Here is a 17,178-nt window from a genome sequence, read left to right on the forward strand (position 1 = left end):
GATCAAACTCCTTACGCGTTCTTCATAATGATTGTTTCTAATACGTTTGCAACGCTTTGACAGCTATCAGCTACTTCTTCAAGCTCTTCGTAAATCTCTTTAAATTGAATAATCTTAATCGGATCTTTCTCACGAGAGAATAGATGCTTAATCGCATGACGGCGAATATCATCACATTGTGACTCGTAATCCTTAATCTTAATCGCATTTGTACGAATATCGACTAATTTCTTTTTAGACAGTAGTTCAACAGAATTTGCAATCTCAATTGCACATTGATTAATTGCTTCAACGAATTTAATCATGTATTCATCAGCTTCTGTAATAGAATACATTTCGAATAGACCAGCACTGTGATCTAATCCGTCTAATACATCATCCATACTCATTGCAAGCTGTAGGATGTCTTCACGTTCAATAGGAGTAATAAACGCTTTGTTTAGCTCCATAATGATTTCGTGAATGAATGAGTCACCTTTTGACTCATACTCTTTCATGCGCATAGAAAACTCTTTTAAATCGCTAGCATTTTTAATTTTATACTCCACGAAAAACTGCGCGCCTTCTTTTAAATTTTCGGAAACATTCATTAGCATTTCAGAAAATTTATCTTTCTTTGATTTAAAGACCATTATTGTTACCCCCACAAAAGTAATATATGTAAAATATATTGGCTAATCAATTCTAACAAAAAACTGTCGTTTTTTAAAACATTTTATCGAAAAGTTTACAAAAACTTAACATAACTCACATTGTTGTATTAATAATATTAATACTGAATAGTGAATATCTTACTTGTAGAATGTCCTTTTCTTGTGAAAAGTATGAATGTGAAAGAAAAGCTTTACACTATAGGAATGACTACGTTATTATAATAAATTTAAAAGGAGGTATATTCTTCCTTTTAAAAAAAGAGTGTAAACAAATGAAGGAAGTGAACGAATGAAATTGAAGAACACTCATTTTAAAAAAATGCTTGAGTGGTTCAATAAGAGGAAGAAACTACGCAATTCATTAATTGTATTGGGAAGTTTACTTGCTACTCTATTTATTGTTGTAAATATAATAATTTCCATTCAAGATATATCTGAATTAAAACAAGCTGTTCCACAACCAACTTTAATTTATGATGCAAATAATGAAGTTGCGACTAAATTAGCTTCTTCTAAAACAGAAGGAGTTAAAAGGAAAGATATTCCTGATATTATGGTTCAAGCAATTGTTGCAGTAGAAGATAAGGAATTTTTTAGTCATCATGGTATTTACTATAGTGGAATCATAAGTGCTGTATTTAAGAACATTACAGCTGGTGAAGTTGTGGCAGGTGGTAGTACAATTACACAACAACTTGCAAAAAATGTATTTTTGACACAAAATCGCACATACTCACGTAAAATAAAGGAATACTTTTTAACAAAAAAAATAGAGCGTACTTATTCAAAAGATGAAATTATAGAAATGTATATGAATCAAATTTATTTTGGTGAAGGTGCTTGGGGGATAAAAAGAGCAGCTAAATCGTATTTTGATAAAGAGGTAAAAGACTTAACAATTTCAGAAGCTGCAACGATTGCAGGATTAATTAAAGCGCCATCTGCGTATTCGCCGTATAAAAACTTTAATAAATCAATTGAAAGACGTAATGTCGTATTAGGTTTAATGAAGGAGCAAGGGTATATTTCTGAAGAACAATATAGTCAGGAGAAAGAATCAGGTCTTGTATTACGACGTGGTGTTGACGATAAATATAAGGGGAAATATTCTCAATATGTAGATTATATTGTTAGAGAAGCGATGGACAAGTATGAATTAACACAAAATGAAATTTTAGCAGGTGGTTATCGTATTTATACGGAACTTGACCCGAAAAAACAACAAGCGGTTGAAGATGTTGTGAATAATGATAGTTATTTTAAAGATAGTGGTTCAGATCAGCTTATGCAAACTGGAGTGGTCCTTATGAATCCAAAAACTGGCGGTGTTCCGGCTTTAGTTGGAGGTAGAGGTCCTTATCAATTTTTACAGTTTAATCATGCAACACAATTAAAAAGACAGCCAGGTTCAACGTTAAAGCCTCTTGCAGTGTATGTACCAGCGTTAGAGCAAGGATATGAAGTATACGATGTCTTAAAAGATGAACCGTTTAATATTAAAGAATATGCACCACAAAATAGTGATCATACGTTCCATGGTAATGTAACGATGTATGAAGCAGTGGCAAAGTCATATAATGTTTCAGCAGTTTGGCTATTAGAGCAAATTGGATTAGATAAAGGATTGAAATCTTTAGAGCGGTTTGGTATTCCATTAGATCCTGAAGACCGTACGTATCCGATTGCTTTAGGGGGTATGCATGTAGGGACTTCACCATTTGTAATGGCTCAAGCGTATAGCGCATTTGCAAATGATGGTGTCCAAGTAGAAGCTCATGCCATTAGAGAAATCCAAAATGCTGAAGGGGAAACAATTGGAAAATGGTATAAGAAAGAAACTCGTGTGACGAATGAGAAAGTTGCCCAAAAGATGACATACTTATTAAAAGGTGTTATTGAAAGGGGAACAGGTGAAAAAGCGAAAGTTAATAATATCGATACCGCAGGCAAGACAGGGACTACCCAGCTTGTAAATGGACCAAGCACTGGTGCGAAGGATTCGTGGTTTGTTGGATACACACCGGATTTAGTAGGTGCGATTTGGGTAGGGTATGATAAAACGGATAGTGAGCATTATGTGCCAGGAGGCAGCCAAATTACAACGACAATGTTCCGGGACATTATGAAGAAAGCGAATGGAAATCCAACTCAAAAGGCATTTCAGTTATCACTAATACCTGAGGCGGATTATACAAAACAATTAAAAACGATTGAGGAAGAAAAACGAAGGAAAGAAGAAGAGAAAAAACGAAAAGAAGAGGAAGAACAAAGAAAAGAACAGCAAAGTGAATGGATAGATAAAGTAAAAGAGTGGATTCCATTTTGGTAAAAAAAGAGGCGAATAACGAGTAAAGGCACTGAAAAAGTGAGTGCTTTGAAAAAATAACGTGTATTTTATCGACATATAGAAAAAACACCAAGGAGCCCATCATCTGTATATAGTAGGTGATGGGCTCCTTTTTCTTATTAGGTGGACTTTTTCAGTGGCCTCATAACGAGTTCGCCTCTTTTTTATGAGAAATGAGTGATTTTATCTCGATTCAAAATGTGTAACAGAAAAGAAGTTAGGTGAGAATCGAGCTGTCTATAAAAATTTGATTGGTTTAACTTAATAATCAGTGGGTGGGAAAAGTTTCAGTTTATTTAGCGTAACATTGGTACTGCCGAAGGATTGAGAATCATACGTGACGGTTATTATTCCTTTACTAATAGGTTCATATGGTAATTCCTCTTCGTAACTTCCAGTATTTTCATTATGGATAGAGAGTGTTATTTCATCAACGTCTTTATTTTTATATTGATCTTTAATCGTTTCAGCGATTTGAAGTAGGTTTTCATAACTAGAAGCTTCTGTAATAAGCATTCCTTTTATAACTTTTTTTTCGTTTTGTGTGGAAGAGGAATACGGGACTTTATTTTGTTTTGTATATAGAAGTTCATATGGAACTGTTTTTCTTTCTGCTTTTGAAACATTTGAATATTTTAGAGTTAAAAGAAATCCTATACATAAAATTATGCAGACCATAAGAACAAACCAAAAACGTGTCAGTGATATAATTCGCATTATCATCCCTCTTTCATGTCTTTGTCTTCACTATTTATCATACAAAAAGAGGATTAAGCTAGAGTAAATTTGAAGTAAAGAAACGTAAAGAAGGAGCACTTATCCTCCAAAATAAGTGCTCCTTTTTATTAAAAGAGAGATTTAACTTACAATCAAAATAATACAAATTACTATAAATCAAATATTCTTGGTCGTTCAAAAATAAGGTGAAAACTAAAAGTTAGTAAATTCGGAAGACTGATAGTGTAGCTGTTGTGTCACCAGTGTTAGGGATGGAAATAGTATTTGCTGTAGGTTGTACAGAGATTGTTGTACCAGCTGTTAAAGTAACGATTGTGGAGAAAGAAACCGCACTACCGATAACGTTAGTTGAAAAATTACGAGTAGGTGGTTGACCGTTGAATGAAATACCAAATCCAAACGGTGAAGAACCCGGGAAGGTTGTAGATGCTGAGAAACTAATATCGTATACTCCTGTTTCTAAAATAGTTAAAGTATCTGAAGTGTCATTAAAAGAGAGATTATTTAGTTCGAAAGCTTGATTGAATTGAATATTTGTTCCAGGAGATATAGTTTGTGGATTAGAATTTCCTATTGCTGCTATAGTTACAGGGAGTGGTGTGCCCGATGGTCCAGTAGCACCTTGCGCACCAGCTGGCCCTTGCATACCTTGAGCACCTTGAGGTCCGGTAGCACCTTGCGCACCAGCCGGTCCTTGCATCCCTTGAGAAGCCGGTAGCACCTTGCGCACCAGCTGGCCCTTGCATACCTTGAGAGCCGGTAGCACCTTGCGCACCAGCTGGCCCTTGCATACCTTGAGGTCCAGTAGCACCTTGCGCACCAGCCGGTCCTTGAGAACCTTGAGGTCCAGTAGCTCCCGTAGGACCTATTGTTCCTCCGCCAAGGCAACCTGATCCATATTGCACTAGAATAGCTTGAATTTCTGTAATGAGCTTAACGAGTTTATCGATAGTACAGCAATCGATTTTGAATAACTTAGCAATATACAATAAATAATTAAGCAGACTTTGTAGTTCAACGTATAATGCTCCGCATGAGAAAGGTGATGTCTTTAGGATAGTTAATAAGTTAGCAATAATAGAGTTTCCGACTTGTTCTTGTGCAGGTGATAAATCTAAGCAATTGAGGAATTTTTGAAGATTATTTAGGATATCAATTAGTTTATCAATATTATCTTGAGAAGGGTTTTGAAATACAGCTTGAATATTTTGACCAAGAGCTTGAAGAAGTCTAACATACTCTTTAAGTTCGGACTTAGAGATATTAATATAACTGCAAGCTCTTACTTCGCAACAATCATTACCATAGAATACTTTCCCTTTATTCTTGTTGGACATTTGTTCATTCCTTCCTTTTATAGAATAAATAGCCTTTACTATATAATAAAATGAAAATTAAACTGAATTCGTGATGGACAAACTACTATTTCAAAAAAATAAGAAGTTTACCCATCTTGCGAAAATAAAGAAAAATTAAGAGGTAGAGAAAGATTTATATAAGTAAAAAAAGAATAGGCTGTAATAAAAAAACTGCACGCCAATTGTTAGGTTATATCTAACAATTGGCGTGCAGTTCGTGGAACAGTCCAACATTGTTAATGATTAATTTTTTCATGGTTTGTTTTAGGCAAAATTGGGATAGAAATAGTGAAAGTTGTACCATTTTGATTACTAGTAACTTTTAATGTGCCATTATGATTTTGAATAATTTTCTTCGTTACTGATAATCCCAGTCCCGTTCCTGAGTCTTTTGTAGAGAAAAACGGATCAAATATATATTCTTGAATAGCTGGAGGAATGCCGGTTCCATTATCTTTGAAAGTAATACGAACAAAATTATCTAAGCGATAACTAGTAATTTGAATAGAAAGAGGTTCTTCACCTTGAGCGTCGACAGCATTTTGAAATAAATTTAAAAAAACTTGCACGAGTTCATGGCGATCAATATTGACGAGTACACCATCTAATTCGGTAGAAAAATCATAGTCAATAGAAATGTTGTGCAAAAAAACTTCACTAGCAAGTAGTTGTTGAATATACTCGCGTAAAAACGTATTGATTGGAAAATGTTCTCTAGTAAATTCACGCGTTTTTGAAATAGCTGAAAATTTTGTAATAATACTATTGGCACGATCTAATTCAGGGATGAGTAGACTTTTAAACAATTCTTTATTGGATGGAGAAACGCTATCTTGTAGAAATTGCAAGTACCCACGTACCGTTGTAAGGGGATTTCGTACTTCATGTGCAATCCCAGCTGCAATTCGCCCAGCTAGGGAAAACTTTTCGGCATCACGTTCTGTATTTAAATAATGAAATACACTAATAACTCGAAAAATCTCCCCATTATAATCACGAATAATACGGTTATTTACGATGCCATAGTTTTTGTCTAACACTTCCTCATTATATATTTCGGTTCCCGTTTTTAACGTTTCAATAGCTTTAATTTGTTCTTCAGGTAAGTTTAGTAATTGTTGAATTGGTTTTCCAATTATAGAATTTCGTATTACACCAAAATCATCTGCTGCAGCTTGATTACATAATGTAATGTTACCTTTATTATCAATAAAAGTGACGTGATGCGAGAATGCATCGAAAATATGAACAAAATGTTTTTCTAGTTGTTCAAATAAAAATAGTGAATCGCAAGTAAGCTGAAAGGTAGGCTCTTTATCTTTTTGTTGTATGTGTTGAATAGAATGAGATGTTCTCGTTTTTTTTATTTGCAAACCAATATGTGGATTTTTATATGTGAAATGATGTGGTAATTGATTTACAAGTTCTTCATATAACCGTACTTTATTTTCCAATTCTTTTATTCGATTTTCATGAGATAAAATAATATCGTCTTGAAGCATAAATAAATAACTCCTCAATTTAAAAATTCTTCCATCTAGTATATCATATTTTTATACGGATACTCTTAAAGAAAGAGCGACTTTATGAAAGTGATCGGATGGTATTTTTGTGAAGTAATATAGAATGAGTGTAAGCTGAAGTTGGGAAGGGAGGAATACGTTTGTTTTTTATTGGAGTGACGGGATGGGGAGATCATGATTCTTTATATAGTAATCCCTATGAAAATAGAAATAAATTGCGAACTTATAGTGAACATTTTCCCATTGTGGAAGTAGATAGTTCATTTTATGCGATACAACCTGCGCGGAATTATACAAAATGGGCGATGGAAACGCCGAAAGATTTTTCTTTTATAGTAAAAGCTTATCAAGGAATGACAGGACATATGAAAGGGGAAATCCCTTTTTCTACGTTCGATGAGATGTTTGATGTGTATAAACAATCAATTCTTCCTTTAATAGAAGCGAATAAATTAAAAATGATTTTATTTCAATATCCACCATGGTTCGATTGTAAAGTGAAAAATGTAGATTTACTTCGGTACACGAAAGAAAAAATGGAAGATTTCCCATGTGCAATAGAATTTCGAAATCAAACATGGTTTTATCCAGAGATGAGAGATAAGACGTTACAATTTTTAGAACAAGAAAAATGGATTCATACAATTTGCGATGAGCCTCAGGCAGGAATAGGATCAGTACCGCTTGTATTAGAGGCAACAAATTCAGACATGGCGTTAATACGTTTTCATGGCCGGAATGTTCATGGATGGCTTGACAAAGGAGAAAATTGGAGAGCGGTTCGTTGTTTATATCGCTACAATAATAATGAGTTGAAAGAATGGGTAAACCGATTAGAGAAATTGAAAAAAAAGACTAAGGACATATACGTTTTGTTTAACAATAATTCGGGTGGGGATGCGGCGGACAATGCGAAACAGTTGATGGAAATGGCGAATATTACATATGGTGAGCCGAAACCAGAGCAATTAAATTTATTTGAATAAATACAAACAAGAAAAGCACTGTACAAACAGGGGGAATGTACAATGCTTTTCTATATGAAAAAGAGGGGTAACAATGTTACTGAGCGTTTGGTTGATTCATCAATTGTTGGCTTCATAATAAATGATAATGGTTATCATTATCATAGTCAATAGTTTTTCGGAAAATAAATAAAAAACTTTTGATATTTTGAAAATAAATAAAAAAAGAACAGCGATTACTGCTGTTCTTTTCCATTGACGAATTGTTGTAAATCAAAAGGAGTTATCGCTTGGATAAATTCCTTTGAGATAAGTGTTTGAACAAGAGTGCTTTCAGAAATTGTAGCACCTGTTTTCTTTTCATAAGATTTCTTTAATAAATCAAGTTTTTCAGCCGTTTCTTTCGGTAATTCAATTGTTAATGTGTTCATAATTTCTCCCCCTTACTATTAGATTACCACTACAGTATAGGAGAGACAAGAAAAGAGAATATGAAACATAAAAAAGGTTACCAAATTTACAAATGGTAACCTTTTTTATGTATAAGAGTTATTAAGCAATACCGATATACTTTAAAGTTTTTGATGGAGTACTGTGATCAAAGAAGTGTTGTAAAAATGCAATATCAACACCTGATTTGTATGCACAATAGCCCCAAGTTTTTCGAAGTGTATGTGAGCTAATCCCTTCTAATCCAACTTCTTTTGCAGCTTTGTTTAAAATGTACCATGCATGTTGTCTCGTAATAGACTTTGTTCCTTTTTGAGACTTTAATAATGGTTCATTACGTTTCCAAGTTTTACGTTCTTTCATGTAGTCTTCGATTGCGTGCTGTAAGTCTTCATTTACAGCAAACCATTTATGTTTCTTTACTTTTTCATTGTAAAATAAAATGGAATGGCGAACATTTTCGTCTTCATCGATTACATCACTAACTTTTAATTGTAAGATTTCACTTACTTTTAAGCCAGAATTTACAGCTAATACGAATAATAAGCCATCACGTTTCGAAGATTGTAAAAGTATATTTTTGATAGTTTCTAATTGTTTTTCGTTTTGAATAGGTTGTCCTGCTTGTTTCATTTCACGCACTCTCCTCTTTTATATGTGTAAAGGAAAGGATTAACTTGTTTCTTACTATAAAGGGAGAGTGTGAATTTCATGTGAACTCCTAGTGAAATTAAGACAAATTATTTGACTTCTTTCACTTTTTGTAAATTAAAATAAAATACAACGCTATTAGTGGTATTATACACACCGTACTCGGCGTGATGGAGATCTAAAATGTTTTTTACAATGGATAACCCAAGGCCAGTACCTCCAGTATGACGGCTACGAGAAGCGTCTAAACGGTAGAAGCGATCCCAAATTTTTTCAAGGCTTTCTTCTGGAATAGGATTGCCTGTGTTTTCAATTTCGATTTTCACTGTATCTTCCGTTTCTACAACAGAGACGTGTATTTTTTCACCATCTGGAGTATATCGAATTGCATTGCTAAGTAAGTTTACAACTACTTGCTCAATACGGCTACGATTTGCTTTAACAAATAGAGAAGAGTCAGCATGGATGTCCACTTGTAAATGTTTTTCCTCCATACTAAATAATAATTTTGTATAGATTTGTTGAATTAATTCACCGATTGAGAATGTCGACATTTCTAGTTTGTACGTACCAGATTCTAGTTTTGCTAATTCTAACATTTCAACAATGAGCCTGTTCATATTATCTGTCTCTTCCAAAATAACATTTGTATAATATGTCGTATCTTTACTTACGCCATCTTGAATACCTTCAGCGAAGCTACGAATAACACTAAGTGGTGTTTTTAATTCATGAGATACACCAGAAATGAATTCTTTTCTCGTTTTTTCTAATTGACGTTCGCGTTCAATATCTTGTTGTAATTTTGTATTGGCAACATTTAATCGGTCGATGCGATCTTTTAAATTTACAGAGAGTGTATTAATACTACTTGATAACCCGCCAATTTCATCGTCTGCTGTAACAGGTAACTTCTCGCTAAAATCAAAGTTGGCCATTTTTTTTGTAACGCGATTTATCTTAATTAATGGTTTAACAATGATTTTTGAGTAGTAGAAGGATAACAAAATAATAACGAGAAATACGATAATTAAGGCATAGACATAATAATCTTTTAAAACGAGCATCGCTTCATTAACAGGTTGTAAAGATGCTATCGCAAAAGCGTACTCCTTAATTTCTCCGTTTTCCATAATAGGCTTTACAAAGACACTGTTTTTTATATTTTCCCCACTATCTAAAATATACGTGTTTAATTGATTTGAATTAGAAGTACCTTGTCTAATAGTTCTTGCAAAATATTGAACAGCTTGTAATGTTTCAAAATCCTTTGCAAGACGAACCTCAGTCTTGGAAGGAAGCTGTAATTTAGATATTACCCCAGTAAAATGGATTGGAGAACCAGTATTATCATATCGATTTTTAAGTTTATTTTTAGATGGATTACCACTAATGGATTGAAAATCTGAATTGAATTGTTCATTTTCCCATCTAGTATTATTAGTTATTAATTCTTGAGGTGTTATTATATTATTCGGTTGGAGTAGTCCGTCTACATAAATTATTCCATCTTTTTTTAATCCTAAGTTTGCGAATTTATTATATTCTTCTGGTGTTAAAAGATTGTTAAGGGGGATGGAATAGGTTTTATTATTGTTAGGGTTAATCACATCAATGTAAAAACTGTTTTCACTTTTAATAATTCCGTTAGAATCTAAAAATTGGATTTCGGCATTTGTTTTATCATGAAATTCTTGTTTTAATTTTCTAGTTTCCTCAAATCCTTGGTCACTTTTTTCGTAATTATCTACGAATTTTTCAAAAGCCGTTTGAACGGTTTTTACTTTCTTATTAATATAGAACTTCTCTAAAAATAGAGATTGTCCAAGGAAAAAAAGGAGAAATATGATTGTAAATAAAGTTGATGTTAATAAAAATAGTTTAAAGACGATGCTTCTGTTCTTCACTGTTTCACCTCGTATGAAAAATACTGTAATATAAATGATTTCTTAATTATAACAAAGGTTACAAAAAAGTAGAGGGGATAAATCTGTCTCTCTCTAAAGTAGTTTTTTATAGAAAGTCACATAAAGAGAAGGTGCAGTGACTGTCGAAGTATTGTAGCATAAAAAAGAACTCGCCAGACGTATGACAAGTTCTTTAGTGTGCTATTGCTGAATTGCTGCATCTAAAGCGATTTCAATCATTTCGTTAAATGTAGTTTGACGCTCTTCAGATGTTGTTTCTTCACCAGTGAAGATATGGTCGCTTACTGTTAATACAGATAATGCATTTACACCATATTTAGCTGCTAATGTGTAAAGAGCAGTCGTTTCCATCTCTACTGCTAATACACCGTAATCTCCAAGTTTTTTAACCATGTCCATGCTCTCACGATAAAATACATCTGCTGTTAATACGTTACCAACACGAACGTGTAATCCTTTTTCTGTTCCAGCATCGTAAGCTTTCTTTAAAAGATCAAAGTTTGCAGCAGGAGCAAAATCAAAACCTGGGAATGTTAAGCGGTTCATATTAGAATCTGTACAAGCCGTCATCGCAATAATAATGTCACGTACCTTAACATCTTTTTGAATTGCACCACATGTCCCAACACGAATTAAATTTTTCACTCCGTAGCTTTGAATTAATTCGTTTACATAAATAGAAATAGAAGGAACACCCATACCTGTACCTTGAACAGATACACGCTTTCCTTTATAAGTTCCAGTGAAACCTAACATGCCACGCACGTTGTTATAACAAGTAACATCCTCTAAAAATGTTTCAGCAATATATTTTGCACGTAATGGATCACCAGGTAATAGAATAGATTCAGCAATTTCGCCTTGTTTTGCTTCAATATGTACACTCATGAAAAATCCTCCTTATAATGTATTGATAGAAATCAATATCATTTGCATTATACACTACGACTCCTTTCAATTAAAATCTTTTTTATTTGTAATATGTGCAAAAGAGGAGGATTTCATAAATCATAATCTAGAATATATATTTAAGAGGTTTTGCATGGATAAAGACAATAAAAATGGTAGGTGATATTTTGAAAAATCTTGTCATTGGGCTTATTGCACTAGTACTTATTGTGGCAGGAGGATTTTACATAAAAAAATATCAAGAAACTGTAGAAACGACCGGAGATGTTCAAGAAGTGAAATGGGATGTGAAGAATAAAAAGGGAAATGAAAAAGTCGATATTTCGTTTCAATTGCTAAATAAAATGAATAATGAAGTTCGTGGTGTGAACGATCAAATTCGAGCAGTGATAGTGGATGGGAATTTGAAAAACATACAACAAACGAAGCCTATATTTGCTGGAAATGGATCGTATAAGCTATCTTCAGATGTAGCAAAAGGTGAAGAGTACACGATATTTTTGTATGAAGATGAAAACAAGTCCGTGGAATCATTTTCTAAGAAAGATTTTGGTGAAGAAAAAAAGGAGAAAAACAAGGACAAGAATAAAAAGAAACTACCTGTCGATACTGTACTTACAAAAAATATAGGAGAGCATCAAGTGTCTCTTTTATTTGGTGCATTACATCCGAATGAGGCAACGACATTAACATTTCAGTTTCAAGCGAAAAAGGGAGAAAAGCTGAAATTAAATTCAGGGAGAGGTGAAGTCAACACTCTATATATCGTTGATGAAACGAGGAAACATTTTTTATATGCCATTCCTGTTGATACGGATGAACAATTACAATATCGTATTACATTTCCAGAAGAAGGAACATATAAAATATGGGGGGATTTCTATATAAATGGTAAGAAGTATGAAAAGGAGTTTAGTATACAAGTGCAAAAACGAAAAAACAGCTAAGTACTTAGCTGTTTTTTCGTTTTCCTATTAATTTTGTTACAGAGAGCATTGTAATTGGTAAAGAATGATTCTTTCGAAATGCTAAATATTTTCCACTCCATGCAGGTTTGTATTTTTCTTTGAAATGTCGTAAACCGCTGAAGCTATATGTGTAACGAACGTTATTAAATATTGCAGCAGCAACTCGTTCAGACCAGAACGATTGCGTTGATAAACCGACATTTGAGAGTGGTGCCATACCAATATTAAAGGAATGGTATTCATTTTCTTTTGCCCAGTGGAATAAGTGGATAAAAATTGCATCCATAATTCCGCTAGGGGCATCTGGATAATAACGCATTAAATCAACAGATAATATGCCACTTTGATATACTGGCATAAAGGTTGTGAATGCAATGATTTTTCCCTCTGCATCAGATAATGTAGCGATAGGGGCACGACTAATATACTCACGATCGAAGTACCCAAGTGAAAATCCTTTCTCTTTTTTTCCGCCGAGCCAAGCATCAGACACTTTCTTTAATTCCTTGTATAATTCGTCTGAGAATGGTGGCTCATGAATAGAGAATGTATAACCTTCTCGTTCAAAACGGTTGAAAGTAGCTCGCATACCAGCACGTTTTTTTCCTGTTATTGTAAAGGTATTTAAATCAACGACAGCCTCTTCGCCAAGTTTAAAGAAGTTGTAGCCGAAATCGTGGTATAAGCTCATCCATTTGCTTTCAATTTGATAGAATACGCAAATATACCCAAATCGATCAGCTTCAGCTAAAAATTCTTGTAACACAGTGCGGTAGGAGGATGGATCACCAATTGGATCACCTAGTACAACAAGACGTTTTCCAGTAATTGAAAAGAGAAGAAGTGCTTTTCCGTCACTACTGAAGAAGAACTGTTTATCTCCTAAAAAACCTAAATGACTAAGTACGTTCCCACCATGTTCATCTAAGAAGTTTTCTAACCTTTTATCATTTGCTGGTTGCCCGGGAAATTGACTACGGTAACGATTGGCAATTAGTGAACCGATAAGTAAAAAAGTAGGAACGAAAAAGGCTGCTGCTAATGCACTTCGTTTAACTTGTGTAATATTTCGAACGACAAAATCAGGTTGGAACGCTTCTTTTGCACCCGCAAATAAAATACCTAAGTTTTTATATAAATATAACGTAAGTAATAAGAAGATAAACACTTTTACGATGTCAGAAAGAGAGACTTCCATTTTCTCGCGTACAAATCTTTTACGAAGCATATACAACACAGCAAGTACGATTAATAAAATAAAGGTTTCTTCAATATCAATTCCTTTTAGGGTATTAAAAATTGCTGCTCCAATTAAAGAAACAATCGTCATATAGTAAGAACGCTTTGTTCCATAATATATGCCTCGCGAAAGAATCAGGAGGAGAATACCGAATGTTAATGATAAGCTAAAAGAAAATTGAATAAGGTGCTTTGGAGCTAAAATATGTAAGGCGTGAGCTCGATTTATACTAGTCGGTAAAATTGTTGATAGAATAACCATTAAGCCAGCGAATACGGTTAAAGCGGCGGATGCCCATGAACCTAATTTCCCTAAAAAATCACGTTGTAAAGTCCAAATTACACCAGTTGTTTCTAATGCAGGTGCAATAAATGGTTTATCTTCAATTTTTTTTATGGCCGCTCCTGTCATTTCAAATGCTGCAAAAATGAGACCAAGGCAGAATGGTAAGATGTAATAGACAAGTCGATATAATAACATAGCGGGTAGTAATACGCCTGTATCAACTCCGTATTGTCCTAGTCCGGTTAAGAAAACAAGATCAAATGAACCAAGGCCACCAGGGACAAGACTTACGACACCAGCTAAAGCAGCAATTACATAAACACCTAAAAACTTTTGAAATTCGATATCAATTCCAAACAATATTAAAATGACGTACATAACGATACCAGCAGATACCCACTCGACTAATGAAACTAATGAATATAAAACAGTTGGATTTTTCTCTTCTTCTTCAGTCTCTTGTCCGTCTAGCTGTTTTGTTTTTCTATTTTTAATTTTAGAAAACCCAATATATATAGGAACGAAAAGAGCAAAGAAGATAAGAACAGGCCATAACCACGGTTTTTCGTGCAGAATAAAACTAGTGTCTAATATCCCAATAAGGCCGAGGAATGACAGAATGGCTAATCCGTTAATAAAAGCGGTTGTCATCCAAGCAATGCTTTTAATAAGTTTCCCATTCTCTTTTATATGTGGACGATAGAGCATTGTACGTACACCGGCACCAACAAGACCACCAAAACCGATAAATCCATTTAAAGTGTTTGCAATCCATGAGATGCGGAAAATCTTTTGTACAGGTATATCTGCTTTTAAGTAACGAAGCATAACAAAGTCATAAAAGAACATTGTTGAAACGGCAAATGCACCGAGTGTAATCGCTAAAAATACCCCACCAGTTGGAATGTTTTTAATTGTTTCAATTGCTTCTAAAAAAGAAATGCCTGCTAATTCTTTTTTAGCTTGAAAGAAAACAATTGTTAAGACAACAAATGGGAAGATTATTTTCCCGATTTGTAAGAAACGTTTCCATGAAAACGACATAAATACAACTCTCCTTGTGTAAGAAAACTGAGACAATAATATTATTATGACAAACTTCAAGAAAAATAAAAAGGTAAATTCCTGTATAGGGAAGCTATTTTTTATATAGGTTATATTTAAAAGAATATTTCGTTTATCAGAAAATTAAGTTAAAATAAGATGAAAGAAGGAAGAGAGGGGAAGTAGATGATTATAATAGGTTATGCAGGATATGAGTTAGAAAAAGCAAAACCGAATACATCAGAAGATTTTTTCAATAGATCTGAAGTGACATATATATTAAATAATCAAGAGAAAACCTTTTCTGTCTTATATGTTCGATATTTTGAAGAAATTTTACAAGAAATTATCCCTTTTGAAGGAAATCCAGTTTATAAAGTAGAAGAACAAGACGTATATTTACGAGATATTGTAGCGATTGCTTGTTTAGTGAACAATAAAGAGCTACGTGCGCAGAAACGCTTGTATCTCAATGAAGTAACAGACTTTCAACGATACTTTGACGAGGGAACAGTGGTGAAAGTACAAGAAATATTAGCTGAATTACATAAAAATAAAAGAGTAGAAATAGCGTAAAACGGCAAAGGAGAGAGAAGCCATGTCTAATTTGATGGTTGAAAATCAAACAGAACAAGTTTCTATATTTTTAGAAGATGTAATTTCCTTGATAACTAATTATGTGAATTATCATACGTTACCTTCTTTATTGGAGGAGACACCAACAGGAAACGAGCAATATTATAAAGGTATATTAGCATCAATAAGAAGACTTCTTGTTTTTTGTGAAGAAGGACTTGATGCATGTTTTGTTTTGTTGAATGGCCAACCATTTCGAAAGACCGCAGCTGAAAAAGTTTTATATAAGATTTATCATCAAGTAATTGCAGAGTTTTTTTCGCCAAAGAATGATCATTGGTATGAAAATAGTCGTTCTGCTTATACAGGGAAAAATTCTATTGTTTTTCAGCAAATCCCTCCTGGATCTATAGAACGAGTGATGAAGGAGTTAGAAGGGAAATTTCAATTGATGCGTGAAGAACTAGAATATTATGAGACAGATTACCAAACAAAAATGTTGCACAAATATTAATTAAGGAAAAGAAGCTAAGGACACTTAGCTTCTTTTCCTTTTGTCCAGTTATATAAGGGATTTTAATTGAATATAGTTAAAGTGGATAGCATCAAGGAGGTGTGACATGAGTCAGCAAGGTGTATTTACAGATTACTTTCATGAAGTAGAAAGCTGGTGTGAAAGTGTTCTTCAAGTATTAGATAGCCGTGCAATGGAAGTGTATGATGTCCATATGCTTGCTTATAAAATTCAAACGTTATTAGAGCGTATGAAAGAGCATGAATACGACACAGATGCCGAGTTTATGTATGAAATAAGTGATGATGTAGAACATATTCAACACCATTTACAGGAAGTATTTATGCAAGAAGGAGAGGAATATGAACTATGTGAAAGAGGGGATAGCGAACGAGCTGTTCCGATTGGGGGGCATACCCTTCCGCCATTACCTTATCCATATAATGCGCTAGAACCGTACATTTCACGAGAAATTATGATGTTACACCATGATAAACACCATCGTAGTTACGTGGAAGGATTAAATAAAGCAGAGAAGATGATGGAAGAAGCGAGAAAAACAAATCAATTTGATTTAATTAAGCATTGGGAAAGAGAAGCGGCTTTTCATGGATCAGGTCATTACTTACACACGATATTTTGGAATAACATGAAAAAAGATGGTGGTGGAAGTCCGAGAGGGGCTTTTTCACAACAAATTGAGCAAGATTTCGGAAGTTTTTTACGTTTTCAAAAGCATTTCACAGAAGCAGCTTCTAAAGTGGAAGGTTCAGGATGGGCGATTCTTGTATGGGTACCCCGTTCAGGAAGGTTAGAAATTTTGCAAAGCACGCTTCATCAATTGTTTACACAGTGGGATACGATACCACTCCTTGTACTGGATGTATGGGAACATGCGTATTATTTACAATATCAAAATCGAAAAGATGAATATATTAAAAATTGGTGGAATGTTGTAAATTGGCCAGATGTAGAAAAGAGATTTGAAAGTGCGAAGCAAATTGAATGGACACCGTATTAGACGCATAT

14 protein-coding genes and 1 pseudogene are annotated in these 17,178 nt (G+C 33.9%); 6 read left to right on the forward strand and 9 right to left on the reverse strand.

The annotated features are described in order from the left end of the window. Window positions 1-11: 11 nt before the first annotated feature. Complete coding sequence (locus NSQ47_RS02190; protein ID WP_000231445.1) at window positions 12-632, reverse strand: DUF47 domain-containing protein; 621 nt, start codon at window positions 630-632, stop codon at window positions 12-14. 310 nt (window positions 633-942) lie between these two features. Between NSQ47_RS02190 and NSQ47_RS02195 the strand changes: the two genes are divergently transcribed. Continuing rightward, a complete protein-coding gene (locus NSQ47_RS02195) occupies window positions 943-2,982 on the forward strand; it encodes a transglycosylase domain-containing protein (RefSeq protein WP_341035980.1) in 2,040 nt (679 codons plus the stop codon). A 279-nt stretch (window positions 2,983-3,261) separates the two neighbouring features. Here NSQ47_RS02195 and NSQ47_RS02200 read toward each other — a convergent pair whose 3' ends face one another. From NSQ47_RS02200 to NSQ47_RS02210, 3 genes and pseudogenes are all read right to left on the reverse strand, one after another. After that, window positions 3,262-3,717: a hypothetical protein gene (locus tag NSQ47_RS02200; RefSeq protein ID WP_341035982.1), complete on the reverse strand. Its 456-nt coding sequence runs from the start codon at window positions 3,715-3,717 to the stop codon at window positions 3,262-3,264. A gap of 220 nt (window positions 3,718-3,937) precedes the next feature. Continuing rightward, window positions 3,938-5,075, reverse strand: a pseudogene (locus NSQ47_RS02205) (Gly-Xaa-Xaa repeat protein). A gap of 257 nt (window positions 5,076-5,332) precedes the next feature. Continuing rightward, a complete protein-coding gene (locus NSQ47_RS02210; RefSeq protein ID WP_341035983.1) occupies window positions 5,333-6,598 on the reverse strand; it encodes an ATP-binding protein in 1,266 nt (421 codons plus the stop codon). Window positions 6,599-6,759: 161 nt separating this feature from the next. Between NSQ47_RS02210 and NSQ47_RS02215 the strand changes: the two genes are divergently transcribed. Then, entirely contained in the window at window positions 6,760-7,605 is an 846-nt protein-coding gene (locus NSQ47_RS02215; protein ID WP_341035984.1) for a DUF72 domain-containing protein, read from the forward strand. Window positions 7,606-7,820: 215 nt separating this feature from the next. Here the strand turns inward: NSQ47_RS02215 and NSQ47_RS02220 are convergent, their stop codons facing one another. The 4 genes from NSQ47_RS02220 to deoD all read right to left on the reverse strand — a co-directional run bounded on the left by NSQ47_RS02220 (window position 7,821) and on the right by deoD (window position 11,501). Continuing rightward, entirely contained in the window at window positions 7,821-8,015 is a 195-nt protein-coding gene (locus tag NSQ47_RS02220) for a DUF3924 family protein (RefSeq protein WP_002149425.1), read from the reverse strand. Between the two features lie 121 nt (window positions 8,016-8,136). Next, window positions 8,137-8,667 (reverse strand): tyrosine-type recombinase/integrase, encoded by a 531-nt coding sequence (locus NSQ47_RS02225; RefSeq protein WP_000806230.1) that lies wholly within the window; start codon window positions 8,665-8,667, stop codon window positions 8,137-8,139. 107 nt (window positions 8,668-8,774) lie between these two features. Beyond that, window positions 8,775-10,592, reverse strand: a complete 1,818-nt coding sequence (locus tag NSQ47_RS02230) for a sensor histidine kinase (protein ID WP_002201166.1) — start codon at window positions 10,590-10,592, stop codon at window positions 8,775-8,777. A 201-nt stretch (window positions 10,593-10,793) separates the two neighbouring features. Beyond that, window positions 10,794-11,501: a purine-nucleoside phosphorylase gene (gene deoD, locus NSQ47_RS02235; protein ID WP_002158622.1), complete on the reverse strand. Its 708-nt coding sequence runs from the start codon at window positions 11,499-11,501 to the stop codon at window positions 10,794-10,796. A 173-nt stretch (window positions 11,502-11,674) separates the two neighbouring features. Here deoD and NSQ47_RS02240 point away from each other — a divergent pair, with 173 nt between their 5' ends. Further along, window positions 11,675-12,469: a hypothetical protein gene (locus NSQ47_RS02240; RefSeq protein ID WP_016100369.1), complete on the forward strand. Its 795-nt coding sequence runs from the start codon at window positions 11,675-11,677 to the stop codon at window positions 12,467-12,469. A 4-nt stretch (window positions 12,470-12,473) separates the two neighbouring features. Here NSQ47_RS02240 and mprF read toward each other — a convergent pair whose 3' ends face one another. Beyond that, window positions 12,474-15,059 (reverse strand): bifunctional lysylphosphatidylglycerol flippase/synthetase MprF, encoded by a 2,586-nt coding sequence (gene mprF / locus NSQ47_RS02245; RefSeq protein WP_002202630.1) that lies wholly within the window; start codon window positions 15,057-15,059, stop codon window positions 12,474-12,476. Between the two features lie 186 nt (window positions 15,060-15,245). Here mprF and NSQ47_RS02250 point away from each other — a divergent pair, with 186 nt between their 5' ends. The 3 genes from NSQ47_RS02250 (at window position 15,246) to NSQ47_RS02260 (ending at window position 17,170) form a co-directional block, all read left to right on the forward strand. Further along, window positions 15,246-15,635, forward strand: a complete 390-nt coding sequence (locus NSQ47_RS02250) for a hypothetical protein (protein ID WP_002158619.1) — start codon at window positions 15,246-15,248, stop codon at window positions 15,633-15,635. A gap of 22 nt (window positions 15,636-15,657) precedes the next feature. Next, window positions 15,658-16,149, forward strand: coding sequence for a YpuI family protein (locus NSQ47_RS02255; protein ID WP_002158618.1), 492 nt, complete (start codon window positions 15,658-15,660; stop codon window positions 16,147-16,149). Window positions 16,150-16,255: 106 nt separating this feature from the next. Continuing rightward, window positions 16,256-17,170, forward strand: coding sequence for a superoxide dismutase (locus NSQ47_RS02260; protein WP_002030730.1), 915 nt, complete (start codon window positions 16,256-16,258; stop codon window positions 17,168-17,170). Window positions 17,171-17,178: the final 8 nt, after the last annotated feature.

It is taken from the genome of Bacillus sp. FSL R10-2780, assembly GCF_038006125.1.
GTDB classification, from domain to species: Bacteria; Bacillota; Bacilli; order Bacillales; family Bacillaceae_G; genus Bacillus_A; species Bacillus_A cereus_U.